The organism is Streptomyces sp. NPDC001339, assembly GCF_042895955.1.
Lineage (GTDB): Bacteria > Actinomycetota > Actinomycetes > Streptomycetales > Streptomycetaceae > Streptomyces.
This window is the reverse complement of the sequence record NZ_JBIAWT010000008.1, coordinates 158,506-171,451: the sequence shown is the minus strand read 5'-3', so window position 1 is coordinate 171,451 and position 12,946 is coordinate 158,506. Positions and strand designations below refer to the sequence as shown.

The window sequence follows — 12,946 nt, the reverse complement described above, 5'->3', positions numbered from 1 at the left end:
TGACCTCGATGACCTCGGACAACACCACGTTGAACGCCTCGGCCCCCAGGCTGGAGGTCGATACGCTGATCGACGACCCACGTACCCGCATCGTGGTGTGCTGCGGCTCGGGCGGCGTCGGCAAGACCACCACCGCCGCGGCGCTGGGCGTACGCGCCGCCGAGCGCGGCCGCCGGGTCGTGGTGCTGACCATCGACCCGGCCCGGCGGCTGGCCCAGTCGATGGGCATCTCCGAGCTCGACAACATCCCACGCCGGGTGAAGGGCGTCGACGAGGCCGCGGGCGGCGAACTGCACGCGATGATGCTGGACATGAAGCGCACCTTCGACGAGATCGTCGAGGGCCACGCGGATGCCGACCGGGCCCGCGCGATCCTGGAGAACCCCTTCTACCAGTCGCTGTCAGCCGGTTTCGCGGGCACGCAGGAGTACATGGCCATGGAGAAGCTCGGCCAGCTCCGCGCGGACGACGAGTGGGACCTGATCATCGTCGACACCCCGCCGAGCCGTTCCGCACTGGATTTCCTGGACGCGCCCAAGCGCCTCGGGTCCTTCCTGGACGGCAAGTTCATCCGGGTGCTGATGGCGCCGGCAAAGGTCGGCGGCCGGGCCGGGATGAAGTTCCTGAACGTCGGCATGTCGATGATGACCGGGACGCTCAGCAAACTGATGGGCGGCCAACTCCTGCGCGACGTCCAGACGTTCGTGGCCGCCATGGACACCATGTTCGGCGGTTTCCGCACCCGCGCGGACGCCACCTACCGCCTGCTCCAGGCGCCCGGCACGGCGTTCCTGGTCGTGGCGGCCCCTGAGCGGGATGCCCTCCGCGAGGCGGCGTACTTCGTCGAGCGGCTAGCCGCCGAGGAGATGCCGCTGGCCGGTCTCGTTCTGAACCGCGTGCACGGCAGCGGCGCCGCCCAGTTGAGCGCCGAGCGCGCGCTGGCCGCCGCGGAGACCTTGATGGAGGACGGCCTGGCCGACGGCCCGACCGCGGCCCCGGATGCGCATGCCGAAAATAATCTTGAAACAACCGGCATTGTCGATCTAGATGACGGGAAGATTGGATCCGGTACCGCTGGCGGCCTCTCCCCCGCTGCCGCGGCGGATCACGTGACACCCACTTCGGCCTCGGCAACTCAACTGGCTGCCGGGCTGCTACGACTACACGCGGAACGCATGCAGGTCCTCGCACGCGAACGACGCACACGAGACCGCTTCACGGCGCTGCATCCCGAGGTCCCGGTGACGGAGGTTGCGGCGTTGCCCGGCGACGTCCACGACCTGGCGGGCCTGCGCGCCATCGGCGACCGCTTGGCGCTGAACGGTGCGGATCCCGACGACTCGACACCCACAACCCAGACCCCGCAGACACCGTCGGCATCGCAGACGAGATCGGCGCCACGGACCACGGCCGACAGCTAGGCACCTCACCTGGCCACGTCGTCTGATCGAGTCCGGTCAGGTCCGGTCGACCCCGGCCAGATCCGATCCAGCCGATCGCTCACCGGCCGGCCCACAGCCGGTCGTTCACCCAACGGTCACCCAACCGCCGCGTACTCGTCGAAGGTCTCGTCCTCGCAGTCCACCGGCAGAATGCCCGTGCTGCGCTCGTACTCCGTACGTGCCGTCTCCAGCAGGCGACGCCATGACGTCACGGTCGGGCGGCGGCGCAACAGCGCCCTCCGCTCGCGCTCGGTCATCCCGCCCCACACGCCGAACTCCACCCGGTTGTCCAGGGCATCGGCGAGACATTCCGTGCGTACCGGGCATCCGGTACACACTGCCTTGGCGCGGTTCTGCGCCGCCCCTTGAACGAACAGTTCGTCCGGATCGGTAGTGCGGCAAGCTGCCTGCGTACTCCAGTCGGTTACCCAGCCCATGCTGGCGCCGTCCTCTCCCGAATCGGGGCTCCCCCACGGCGGCAAACGGCATATTCACCGTTGCCAGTTGAGGACGTTACGGAAGGCAAGCAGGGTGCAACACCCCCTTCGGGCCCAATCTTGAATGGCCCGAACGGACTATGCGTACGCGGCAGATCACCCAACGGAGTGACCGCAGGGCATACGTCACTTTCCTCACAAGACAGGACAGCTCACGGCCCTGACACGGGGTTTCCGGCAGCACGCATATGCGCCTGGGGGCGCGGCCCGGGGGGAGTCGGGGTTGACGAACTGAGGCGTAACCATTCCGCTGTGATGGCTGAGAACAGGCTAAACGAACAGGTGCGCCCCTGTCCGGCGATTGAGAACGTAGGCTGCTCCCATGCCCAAGAAGCGCGATGGCGGGGGTCTGTCCAAGACGCAGCAGGCCGCCAAGTTCCTCGGTGTCAGCGTCCTGGCCGGAGCGGTGCTCGCCGGTATCGCGCTCCCGGCGGCCGGGGCGCTGGGGCTGGCGGCGAAGGGGTCGGTCGAGGGGTTCGACGAGATCCCGGCGAACTTCAAGCGGCCGCCGCTCAGCCAGCGGACCACCATTCTGGACGCCAAAGGCGGTGAGCTCGCCAAGGTCTACTCCCGCGACCGCACGGTGGTGGACCTCGACGACATGTCGCCGTACATCCAGAAGGCCATCGTGGCGATCGAGGACGCGCGCTTCTACGAGCACGGCGCCGTCGACCTGAAGGGCGTCCTGCGCGCGCTCAACAAGAACGCGCAGTCGGGCGGCGTCTCCCAGGGCGCCTCGACGCTGACCCAGCAGTATGTGAAGAACGTCTTCGTCGAGGACGCCGGCGACGACCCGACCAAGGTCGCGCAGGCCACTCAGCAGACGATCGGCCGCAAGGTCAAGGAGCTCAAGTACGCGATCCAGATCGAGAAAGAGCTCGGCAAGCGCAAGATCCTGCAGAACTACCTCAACATCACGTTCTTCGGCCAGCAGGCGTACGGCGTCGAAGCGGCGGCTCAGCGGTACTTCAGCAAACACGCCAAGGACCTGAACCTGGAGGAGTCGGCGCTGCTGGCCGGCATCGTCCAGTCGCCCAGCCGCTACGACCCGGTCAACGCCCCGCAGGAGGCGACCCGGCGGCGCAACACCGTGCTACAGCGGATGGCCGACCTGAAGGCCATCTCCCAGACGCAGGCGGACGCGGCCGCCAAGAAGCCGATCAGACTGAAGGTCAGCCGCTCCAAGAACGGCTGTATCACCGCCGCCGACGGCGCCGGCTTCTTCTGCGACTACATCCGCAAGGTCTTCCTCAGCGAGCGGGCGTTCGGCAAGACCCGCGAGGACCGCCTGAAGCGCTGGAACGAGGGCGGCATGACGATCCGCACCACGCTCGACCCGCAGGCCCAAAAGGCGATACAGGCGTCCATCAGCGCACACGTCTACGAGGACGACCCGGTCGCCACCGCCGCCACCCTCGTCGAACCGGGCACCGGCCGCATTCTCGGCATGGGCCAGTCCCGCCCGTACGGCTTCCGCGGAAACCAGACCGTGCTCAACCTCTCGGTGAACCACGACATGGGCGGCGGCGCCGGCTATCAGGCCGGCTCGACCTTCAAGCCGGTGATCGCGGCGGCCGCGCTGGAGCAGGGCATCAGCCCTGAGCAGCAGTACGCGTCGCCGTACCGGATGCCGTATCCCAGCCCGGTGCCGCGGTGCGGAGGCAACTGGACGAACGACAAAGGGTCGACCGCCCAGAACGAGAACACGACCGAGGTCGGCCCGTACTCCCTGAAGGAGGCGACCGAAAAGTCGGTCAACACCTACTTCGTCCAGCTGATCAGCGAGATGGGCATCTGCCCCGCGGTGAAGACGGCCCAGAAGATGGGCCTCGAGCAGGCGGACGGCAAGCCCCTGGAGCAGGTGCCGTCGATGGTGCTCGGCAGTCTGGGCATGTCGCCGCTCACCATGGCCTCCGGTTACGCCACCTTCGCCAACGGCGGCGAGTACTGCTCCCCCGTCGCCATCGAGTCGATCACCGACGCGCGGGGCCAGGCGATGAAGGTCCCGCGGACCAGCTGCCACCGCGCGATGTCGAAGCGGACCGCGGACACGATCAACACCCTCCTCAAGGGTGTGGTCGAGGACGGCACCGGCAAACAGGCCGGACTCCAGGGCCGCGACAGCGCCGGCAAAACCGGAACCACCGACGGCCGCTACGCCGCCTGGTTCGTCGGCTACACCCCGAACGCGGCGGGCGCGGTCTGGGTCGGCGACCCCAAGCACGAGCGCAAGATGTACGACATCACCATCGGCGGCATCCCGCACGACAAGGTCTACGGTGCCGACACCCCCGGCCCCATCTGGCGCGACGCGATGTCCGGCGCCCTGGCCAACCGGCCCGCGCCCGCTCTGCCCACCGTCCCGATCGGCGCCCCCGAGAAGGACAAGGGCCCGGACAGCGGCAGGCATCAGGGCGACGACGGCGACAAGAACCCCGGCAAGCACCGACCCGGCCGCGGCCACGACGGCGACGACAAGCCGGGCGGCGGCTGGGACATCCCGGGCTGGCCCGACTTCCTGGGCGGCGGCAACGGCGGCTGGTAGCAGCTGAGCCGGCGGCCGGAACCTACCGGCCGCCGGCCCGTCGACTCCAACAGCTCAGCAGCCCCGTCAGCTCAGCGGCCCCGTCGGCTGAACAACTTCGCCAGCTCAGCAGGCTCGTCAGCTCAACGACTCCGCCAACTCGCCGACTCCGCCAGCTCAACGACTCCACCAACTCGGCGACTCCGCCGACTCCGTGCCTCCGCCGGGCTCAGCCATTCACCCGGCCGGCAGCCTCTTCACCCTCACCCAGCCAGCAGCTTCTTCACCATCGCCGCCACGCGGCCGCCCTCGGCGCGCCCCGCCACCCGAGGGTTGACGATCTTCATGACGGCACCCATCGCCTTCGGCCCCTCGTCCCCGACGCTCCTGGCCTCCGCCACAGCCGCCGCGACCAGCGTCTCCAGCTCCTCGTCGGTCAGCGGCTGGGGCAGATACTCCGCGAGCACCTCGCCCTCGGCACGCTCCCGCGCGGCCTGAGCGTTCCGGCCGGCCTGCTCGAAGGCGTCCGCGGCCTCCCGGCGCTTCTTCGCCTCCCGCGCGATGATCTTCTCGACCTCGCCGTCGGACAGCTCACGCGCCTCCTTGCCCGCGACCTCCTCCGTCTTGATCGCGGCCAGCGTGAGCCGGAGGGTGGCGGAGCGCAGTTCGTCGCGCGCCTTGATCGCGGTGGTGAGGTCGTCGTGCAACGTGGACTTGAGCGTGGTCATGCCGTCGAGTATGCCTCCCCCCACCGACAACCGCCGCGCCTTTTCCCCCGGCCCGTCGCCCCGGCCCGCCGCCCCGCCCCCTCGGCCACCCCCACCACCACCCCCCCCCACTCCCTCGCCCCGCCCCTCCCCTGTCCTCCCACACCATCCACGACTGCGCCCACTCCCCGCACTCTGCAACGATGGAGTCATGCGCGCGCGATACGGAGTACCCCTGACCCTGACCGCAGTCGGCGCGGCCGGCCTCGCCTATGCCGCCGGCTTCGAAGTCCGCTCCTTCCGGCTGCGGCGCGTGACCGTGCCCGTACTGCCCCGCGGTATGCGTCCGTTGCGGGTCCTCCAGGTCTCCGACATCCACATGGTCCGCGGGCAGTACAAGAAGCAGCGCTGGCTGCAGTCGCTCGCCGGACTGCGCCCCGACTTCGTCATCAACACGGGCGACAACCTCTCCGACCCCGAGGGCGTCCCGGAGGCGCTGGACGCGCTGGGCCCGCTGATGGAGTTCCCCGGCGCGTACGTCTTCGGCTCGAACGACTACTACGGCCCCCGGATGCGCAACCCTGCCCGCTATCTGGTCGAGCGGATCCAGGGGCGGCACGGCCTGAACGGCAACGCCCCCGTCGTGGGCGCCATCCACAACCCCTGGGAAGAACTGCGCGACGCCTTCGACGCGGCCGGCTGGGTAGGCCTGTCCAACACCCGTGGCCGTCTCAAGCTGGAGGGCGTCGAGATCGCACTGACCGGCCTGGACGACCCGCACATCAAGCGCGACCGCTACGCCGAGGTGGCCGGCGGCCCGGAGTCCGGCGCCGACCTCTCACTGGCCGTCGTCCACGCCCCCTACCTGCGCTCCCTGGACGCCTTCACCGCCGACGGCTACCCGCTGATCCTGGCCGGCCACACCCATGGCGGCCAGCTCTGCATCCCCTTCTACGGCGCCCTCGTCACCAACTGCGACATCGACACCGACCGCGTCAAGGGCCTCTCCACCCACACGGCCGCCGGCCGCACCTCTTTCCTCCACGTCTCCGCCGGCTGCGGCACCAACCGCTACACCCCGGTCCGCTTCGCCTGCCCACCCGAGGCGACCCTGCTCACCCTCACAGCCCGGGACTGACTCCGATCACCCACCACCGGCACCGGCCACCGCTCCACCCCTCGCCTTCCCCCCACCCCTCCCCATGATCGGCATCTTGATCGACATCGCGACACCCCAGGTCAGGCCCGCTCTGCGGTGCCACAGGAACCGGATTTCGCGTACGGGGATCGGTCCGCTAAAGTAGAGCTCGTTGCTTCGGGGTGTGGCGCAGCTTGGCAGCGCGCTTCGTTCGGGACGAAGAGGTCGTGGGTTCAAATCCCGCCACCCCGACTGAAGGAACACCAGGTCAGGAGCCTGATCCACTAAGTGGATCAGGCTCCTGATTCGTTTCCAGGGCCCTTTTGGGAGCCGTTTGGGAGCCAACTTCGAAATCCAGCTCCCGGGTCGCCCCTACTAACGCAGCATCAGCCGTGCCTGCAGAAGCTCGTTGAGAACGCGCACGGGTGATGTGGGACACATCGCCAGGCGGGCGTCGAGCGCCGCCTCCCACTGCCCGGTCAGGCCGATCATGAGGCGCTTGCGCATGCCAGCGGTGACGTGGGCGTAACGCGCCGAGACGGAGCCGTCGAGGTGGCCCATGCGCTCGTCCATGAGGACCTTCTCTGTGCCGAGGTCCTCCATCATGGTCCGGTGGGTGTGGCGCAGGCCGTGGGGAGTGAGCCCCTTGGCGATCGGGAGCCAGCAGGCTTCGGCGCGCTCGCTGGCGTTACGCCCTCGCGCGGGAACACCGGGCCAGGGCTCGCCGAGGACCGGCACAGGGCGTGCCTCCTGCGGCGCCTTCTTCGGATACCAGCCGGAGGCCGCCGGGGTGAACAGCCAGGTGGCAAAACCGTTTCGGCGCCAGTGGGCTGCGTGCTCCGACACGACGCCGCCCCGTACGAACCCGAGGTCCGCGATGGCCTGCTCCACCTTTGCCCGCGTTGCTTCGGCGACGCGGTCGGGGCGGTTGAGGACGTTGGACACCGTGCCCGTCGAGACTCCGGCGCGGCGGGCGACGTCGACGAGCTTCGCGCCCTGGTGGCCACCGGTGCGTGCCGCACCCTGCCCTCGGAAGACGTACGTCCGGCCATGGCACGGGCACGGCTTCGGCTTCGTACGCGCGATGTGGTTGGCGACCAAAGCGGACAGCCAGTCCATCGAGCCGATGGTGCGGTAGCTGTCGTCCTTGGGCGGGCAGCGCAGCAGCTCGCCGGTGTCGAGTTCGTACAGCTGCCACTCGACGCGGAACGCCCCGGGGCGGACGAACTCGGTTTCCAGGCCGACGATTTCGCCCCAGCGCTTGCCGGTGTACCCCTTGAGGACCACGCCAACGAACTCGTCGTCGCGGCCAGAGAGCAGGGAAGCCCGCTCTGCGGTCAGCAGGATGCCGAGCGCATCGGTGATGACCTTCTCCGGGCCACGGCCCCGAGAGCGGCCAGCGCGCTTGCCTCGCCCGCGTCGCCTGGCAGCCGGATTGGACGTGATCAGGCCCTCGTCGATCGCGTCCTCGAAGATCAGGTGGAGCGTCGAGCGCCAGGTTTTGACGCTGGAGGCCGCGTAGGCGGCCTTCTCCTTCTTCTCCCACAGGTCGACGTCCGTGCGCAGGATGCCGGCGAGCGCCTTGTCCTCGAACTCGGGGAGCAGATGCTCCTCGATGTGGCGCTTGTAGTTCTGCATCGTCGAGGCGGCCAGGTCCTGGGCCTCGTACCAGCGGCTCGCGTATTCACCGAAGGACTCCTGGCCCAGTGCCGGGTCGCGCCAGTCGCCGCGCCGGTACTTGTTCTCGGCCTCGCTCGCGGCACGTTGGGCCTCGCCCTTGGTGGCGAACTTGAGCGCCTTGCCGTTCTCGTCGACGACCGTGTGGTGTTGGCCAGGTGCGATCTTGTACCGGCCGCGCCAGTAGCTTCCGCGCTTCTCCGCGAAACCCACGCATTCCTCCCCTTCTGCGTCGTCGCGCTATGCGGCGGTCCCGAACTGGCTTTGGCGAGCGCGGCGTGGAGGCCGGGCGCGCAGACGAGCCATGGGCACGGGCACAGCGGACGGTGAGGGAGCCTGCGGAGCTGGCGCCTTGGGGGTGGCAGCAGCCACAGCGCGCTGCTGAGAGGTGGCCGGGCGGGCCTCGTACATGCGGATGATCTCCGCGAGGTGGTCGCCGGTGAATCGGTAGGCGCGGCCGACCCGGGTGAAGGGAATCAGCCGTCGGCGGGCACGGTCTTTGACCCACCAGGCGGAGCAGCCGAGGACTTCGGCGACTTCCTCGGGGAGGTAGAGACGTGGCAGGCCGACATCGGAACGCGAAGCCGGTGCGGAGGCAGGGGGTATTGCAGGTCGGTGCAAGGGTGGTCCTCATTTGGCGGGCCGGGGCGGCAACCCCGGCCTGGCCGGTGATCGTGGGATGGGCGTTGGTGGGAGAGGTCCGGGCAGGCGGTGACCGCCATGCCCGGACGAAGAGGCTTCAGCCTTCGGACCCTGCGTCGGGGGCGTCCTTCGTCGTGCCTGGCCGTGGTCGTACGCCGTGCTTCATGAAATGCCATGGGGAGTCCGGGTTGTCGGCGATCTCCTCGGCGATGGCCTGCTTCACGGCGTTGTCGACCTCCTCGTAGATGTCGGGGTGCTCGTCGAGGTAGCGGTCAAGGGCATCTCTGGCTTCGCTGAAGGCCAGGTTGGCCCGCTGGGTCTCGCGGAAGGCCCGTCGGATCTGTTCCACGAGCTCCATGGCGCGGGCGTGCTGGGCCATCTTCGGAGGGCCGATGAGGCTTTCGAGGGAGATGCCGAAGACCTCGGCAAAGCCGATCGCCTCATCGAGGTTGACCCGCCGCTTGCGGTTCTCGATGCGCCACACGGCGGATGGGTTCATCTCGAAGCCGGCCTCGTTGAGCCGGTCCGACAGGGCGTTCGTGCCCCAGCCGCGGGCCTCGCGCTCCAGCTTGATGCGCACGGCGGCGTTCTCCTCGCCCCGGAACACCGGCTGATCGCCGGACTCCGTGTCGTCCTCCACGGGCGACAGCCCCTTCCTTAGGTAGCAGTCCACTGCGGTTTGCAGTAGGAACTGTAGCACACTCTCCTGCGAAACGTAGGGCGCTCCTGCAATCGGCAGAACACGTGGTACGATTGATCTCCCAACCGCCCACGACCCCGAAATGCAAGAAGCCCCGGCGCGCGAACGCCGGGGCCGAAGCAAAACCCCCATCAACCGCCCATCCCTGAACGATCTACCGGCCAGGCCGAGGTTGCCGCCTCGATGGCCTGCCGTGTGAGGAGCTCTATGCCCCACAGTACGTGCCCGAGTACTGCCCCCGCACCCCCGTTGCGTCGCCCGTCCGCGAAGGCGGGGCGATAGCCATGGCGCGCATACGCACCATCAAGCCGGAAGCCTTCGCTTCCGAGTCCCTGGCATCAGTGTCCCTCTCCGCAGAGCGGACCTTCTTCGGCCTGCTCACCCAAGCCGACGACCACGGCCGCTTCCGCGACCAGGCCGCCGTCATCGCCGGACTGCTCTGGCCCCTTCGCCCCGAGCACGGGCCCATAGGTGTCGAGGACGACCTGGCCCAGCTCGACGGCGCCGACCTGATCTGCCGGTACGAGGGCGAGGACGGCAAGCGGTACCTCCACGTCGTCACCTGGCACCACCACCAGAAGATCAACCGGCCCAGCGGGGTCCGTCATCCGGCCTGCCCGCATCATGACGGAGCACCGCGCAGTGAGCCGTCACCGGCATCGCAGGGAGCCCTCATCCCTTTCTCCGTGTCCCCTCACGGAGGACTCACCGAAGGCTCACGCGAAATGCGCGAGCCCTCCGTGACACGCGACGAATCCGCAGGTCAACACGGATTCAGCGAGCCCTCCACGAGGGCGCAGGGAGGACTCACCGAACCCTCCGTGAGCCCTCACGATCCGGATCTAGGACCTAGGATCATGGATCTAGGATCAGTACCTGTGGGAGCCGCAAGCGGCCCCGCGCCGGATACCGTCTCGGCCCAGCAACTGATCGGCGAATTCGTCGCCGCGTGCGCCCACCGACCGCCCGAGAGGCTCCTCGGCCATCTCGGACGCGAGGTCAACCAACTCCTCGGCGAGGGCATCACCCCCGACCACATCCGCGCCGGGCTGGAGCGTCTGCGCACCAAGGGCCTGAGCCCCAGCGTGCTGCCCAGCCTCGTCAACGAGGCCATGAACGCCACGCAGCCCACCTCCCGTGCGGCGCACCGGCCCTGGACCAACCCCACCGACGTCGAGGCCGCTTACGGGGGTGAGCTGTGACCACAACCGCCACAGCCACCCGTGATCCGCAGCGCGTCGGCGCCCTGGCCAACCGGCTCAACGCGATCCTCACCGACCGAGGCATCGACCCCACCGTGGCTCCTGCGGAGCCGCCTGCCGAGCCTGTGACCGCCGCGCTGGAGCTGGCCGACGCCCGCATCCCGGTCCGGTACCGCAACGCCCTCGCCGACCACCCGCAGGTCGCCACCTGGGTCGAGGAGATCACCCGCGCTGGTCGGCCGGGGCCCGGTGGAGCTCCGGGTATCGCGCACGGTCCGTCGCTGCTGATCGCCGGACCCACCGGCACCGGCAAAACCCACCAGGCGTACGGCGCGGTGCGCTCACTGCTGGCCACGGGCGTCCGGCTGCGCTGGGAAGCCGCCATCGCAGCCGACCTGTACGCCAGCCTGCGCCCCCGCCAAGGCCACGACCCCGAGCGCGCCCTGTGGTCGCTCGGCCGGTGCCCGCTGCTGATACTCGACGACCTTGGCGCGGCCAAGACCTCGGAGTGGACCGAGGAGCTGACGTACCGGCTGATCAACCGCCGCTACAACGAGATGCTTCCGACCCTGGTCACCACCAACCTGCCGATCGCAGAGCTGCGCGGCGCCGTAGGTGACCGCGTCGCCTCCCGCCTCGCCGAGATGACCACCCGCGTCATCCTCGACGGCGCCGACCGCAGAAGGCAGCCCACCGGCCATTAACAGGCCCTTGCGCCCTGCGTGTCCTCACCCCACATTCCCGCCGCCCGCACCGGGTCACCCCATCGGCGCGGCGGACTCTACGGAGACCCTGCATGACACACCTCGCCCTGGCCGCCCCTGCCACAAATCCCATAACCCGCACCACTGGTGAACGCCGCGCCACCGCCTGGGACCGCGCCGCGATCACCGCCCTCGGCGCCTCCGGATGCGCCCTCTCGTACGACGCGCTGCAGCAGATGGCCATCGCCATCCACATCCGCGGCCTGCTGACCTACCTCTTCCCCCTCGTCGTCGACGGGTTCATCGCCTACGGTGTCCGCGCCCTGATCATCCTGCGCACCGCGCCCTTCCGCTCGCGGCTGTACGTATGGGCCCTGTTCGGCACTGCCACGACAGCCAGTATCTGGGCCAACGCCCTGCACGCCGTACGTCTCAATCAGCAAGCCCCGCAAGCGGGTCTGCGCCTCGGAGACCTCACCGTCGGAGTGCTCTCGACCCTCGCGCCACTGGCCCTCGCCGGTGCCGTCCACCTCTACATCCTGATCGCCCGCCACACCCCGCCCCCGGAGTCCTCAGCCGGCGACCGCACGGAACCGGCTCCGCATCCACGCGACTGCACGGAAGCCGGTCGCCCCCACCCGGATCGGCAAGATGAGGCCGACGGTCCCCGACAAGCCTCGGCCCCCGAGACCACGACCAACCGCCGCTACGGACGACCCCCAGGCGCCGAAATGGATGTCCTGCTCGGCATCGCACGCAAGGCGATCGACACGCACGGAAAGTCCACCCGCGCCATCGTGCGCGACGCGGTCCGCGAAGCCGAACTCACCCTCGCCGAAGACCGGCTCACCGAACTCATGAGCCTCCTGCGGACCGAGTCGAAACAGCACCAGGACCAGGGCCACACCGCCTGACCGGATATCCGGTCAGCCCACCCGTTACGCCCTGCGGACCGGCAGACCGCGACGCCCCGGGACCACGACCGCCCCGTCTCCCACACGCCGCTTCGGCCGTGGTCCCCACGCTCGTCCGCGTAGATGCGGACCAGCAGACCAACTCCTCCCCCGCCAACCCTCACCCGCCGGAGAACCACCCCGCATGCACACCCCGAACCCCGATGACCTCACCCCTCACGACCAGACGCAGAACTCCACCCCCGCACCAGACGCAGCAAGTTGTCGGGTAAGGAGTCCTTACCCGGCCTCCGCCCCTGGGGAGGCGGAGGCATCCGGCGCCGAGGGGGCGCCAGAGTCGGCCGGCCCAGGGGAGCCGACCGAGACGGGGACCAGCAAGCCGTCGTCGAAAGCACCGCAGAAGAAGCCCGTGCAGCATCGCCGTCTGCGTGACAAGCAGCTTCGCGAGCACCGCTTCCATCCCCGCTACAACGACGACGAGTTCGCCCTCGTAAAGAACGCTGCTGCCCTGAGCAAGATGGCAGCGGGCGGCTACGTCGCCGAATGCCCCCTCGCTGCCGCCCGCGCTGACGACCCCACCGCAGCCGTGGCCGACTACCGCGCCATGGTGAAAGCGCTGATGGCCGCCAACGGACAGCTCGGCAAGATCGGCAGCAACCTCAACCAGCTCACCTGGCACCTCAACAAGGACGGCGCCTGGCCCCACCACGACACCGTCCAACGGCTCCTGGACCGCGTCGAAGCGTCCATCGCCGAGCTGGACACCGCCGTCGCCCAGGTCACAGAAGGGCGGTGAGTC

General features: G+C 69.1%; 12 protein-coding genes and 1 tRNA gene. 8 read left to right on the top strand and 5 right to left on the bottom strand.

The genetic code is table 11. The features are described from left to right. Positions 1-8 precede the first annotated feature (8 nt). Positions 9-1,421, top strand: a complete 1,413-nt coding sequence (locus ACFY12_RS24410) for an ArsA family ATPase (protein WP_390718218.1) — start codon at positions 9-11, stop codon at positions 1,419-1,421. A gap of 116 nt (positions 1,422-1,537) precedes the next feature. On the opposite strand, the gene ACFY12_RS24405 is transcribed toward ACFY12_RS24410, so the two are convergent. Further along, a complete protein-coding gene (locus tag ACFY12_RS24405) occupies positions 1,538-1,879 on the bottom strand; it encodes a WhiB family transcriptional regulator (protein WP_384427848.1) in 342 nt (113 codons plus the stop codon). A gap of 382 nt (positions 1,880-2,261) precedes the next feature. Between ACFY12_RS24405 and ACFY12_RS24400 the strand changes: the two genes are divergently transcribed. Next, the gene (locus tag ACFY12_RS24400; RefSeq protein ID WP_390718011.1) at positions 2,262-4,484 is read left to right on the top strand and encodes a transglycosylase domain-containing protein; all 2,223 of its coding nucleotides are present in this window, start codon (positions 2,262-2,264) and stop codon (positions 4,482-4,484) included. 242 nt (positions 4,485-4,726) lie between these two features. Here the strand turns inward: ACFY12_RS24400 and ACFY12_RS24395 are convergent, their stop codons facing one another. Next, entirely contained in the window at positions 4,727-5,191 is a 465-nt protein-coding gene (locus ACFY12_RS24395; RefSeq protein ID WP_390718010.1) for a GatB/YqeY domain-containing protein, read from the bottom strand. A gap of 190 nt (positions 5,192-5,381) precedes the next feature. On the opposite strand from ACFY12_RS24395, the gene ACFY12_RS24390 reads away from it, so the two are divergent. Both ACFY12_RS24390 and ACFY12_RS24385 read left to right on the top strand, forming a co-directional pair. Further along, entirely contained in the window at positions 5,382-6,308 is a 927-nt protein-coding gene (locus ACFY12_RS24390; RefSeq protein ID WP_390718009.1) for a metallophosphoesterase, read from the top strand. Between the two features lie 178 nt (positions 6,309-6,486). Then, a tRNA-Pro gene (locus ACFY12_RS24385) sits at positions 6,487-6,560 on the top strand. A gap of 123 nt (positions 6,561-6,683) precedes the next feature. Here the strand turns inward: ACFY12_RS24385 and ACFY12_RS24380 are convergent. The 3 genes from ACFY12_RS24380 to ACFY12_RS24370 form a co-directional block, all read right to left on the bottom strand. Further along, positions 6,684-8,198: a LacI family DNA-binding transcriptional regulator gene (locus ACFY12_RS24380; protein ID WP_390718008.1), complete on the bottom strand. Its 1,515-nt coding sequence runs from the start codon at positions 8,196-8,198 to the stop codon at positions 6,684-6,686. Between the two features lie 27 nt (positions 8,199-8,225). Further along, positions 8,226-8,606, bottom strand: coding sequence for a helix-turn-helix domain-containing protein (locus ACFY12_RS24375; protein WP_390718007.1), 381 nt, complete (start codon positions 8,604-8,606; stop codon positions 8,226-8,228). A gap of 118 nt (positions 8,607-8,724) precedes the next feature. Further along, the gene (locus ACFY12_RS24370) at positions 8,725-9,267 is read right to left on the bottom strand and encodes a helix-turn-helix domain-containing protein (protein ID WP_390718006.1); all 543 of its coding nucleotides are present in this window, start codon (positions 9,265-9,267) and stop codon (positions 8,725-8,727) included. Positions 9,268-9,611: 344 nt separating this feature from the next. Here ACFY12_RS24370 and ACFY12_RS24365 point away from each other — a divergent pair, with 344 nt between their 5' ends. From ACFY12_RS24365 to mobC, 4 genes are all read left to right on the top strand, one after another. Continuing rightward, positions 9,612-10,529 carry a hypothetical protein gene (locus ACFY12_RS24365; RefSeq protein WP_390718005.1) on the top strand — a complete coding sequence of 306 codons (918 nt, stop codon included), beginning with the start codon at positions 9,612-9,614 and terminating at the stop codon, positions 10,527-10,529. Beyond that, entirely contained in the window at positions 10,526-11,233 is a 708-nt protein-coding gene (locus ACFY12_RS24360; RefSeq protein WP_390718004.1) for an ATP-binding protein, read from the top strand. The genes ACFY12_RS24365 and ACFY12_RS24360 overlap by 4 nt, the downstream gene beginning before the upstream one ends. 92 nt (positions 11,234-11,325) lie before the next feature. Next, positions 11,326-12,147: a DUF2637 domain-containing protein gene (locus ACFY12_RS24355; protein WP_390718003.1), complete on the top strand. Its 822-nt coding sequence runs from the start codon at positions 11,326-11,328 to the stop codon at positions 12,145-12,147. 409 nt (positions 12,148-12,556) lie between these two features. Continuing rightward, a complete protein-coding gene (mobC, locus tag ACFY12_RS24350) occupies positions 12,557-12,943 on the top strand; it encodes a plasmid mobilization relaxosome protein MobC (RefSeq protein ID WP_390718002.1) in 387 nt (128 codons plus the stop codon). The last annotated feature ends 3 nt before the right edge of the window (positions 12,944-12,946 follow it).

Excerpts from the sequence above, each read along its gene's own strand:
- ACFY12_RS24400 (WP_390718011.1), top strand. The coding sequence starts at position 2,262 with ATGCCCAAGAAGCGCGATGGCGGGGGTCTGTCCAAGACGCAGCAGGCC.
- ACFY12_RS24410 (WP_390718218.1), top strand. The coding sequence starts at position 9 with ATGACCTCGGACAACACCACGTTGAACGCCTCGGCCCCCAGGCTGGAG.
- ACFY12_RS24395 (WP_390718010.1), bottom strand. The coding sequence starts at position 5,191 with ATGACCACGCTCAAGTCCACGTTGCACGACGACCTCACCACCGCGATC.
- ACFY12_RS24365 (WP_390718005.1), top strand. The coding sequence starts at position 9,612 with ATGGCGCGCATACGCACCATCAAGCCGGAAGCCTTCGCTTCCGAGTCC.
- ACFY12_RS24355 (WP_390718003.1), top strand. The coding sequence starts at position 11,326 with ATGACACACCTCGCCCTGGCCGCCCCTGCCACAAATCCCATAACCCGC.
- ACFY12_RS24390 (WP_390718009.1), top strand. The coding sequence starts at position 5,382 with ATGCGCGCGCGATACGGAGTACCCCTGACCCTGACCGCAGTCGGCGCG.
- ACFY12_RS24405 (WP_384427848.1), bottom strand. The coding sequence starts at position 1,879 with ATGGGCTGGGTAACCGACTGGAGTACGCAGGCAGCTTGCCGCACTACC.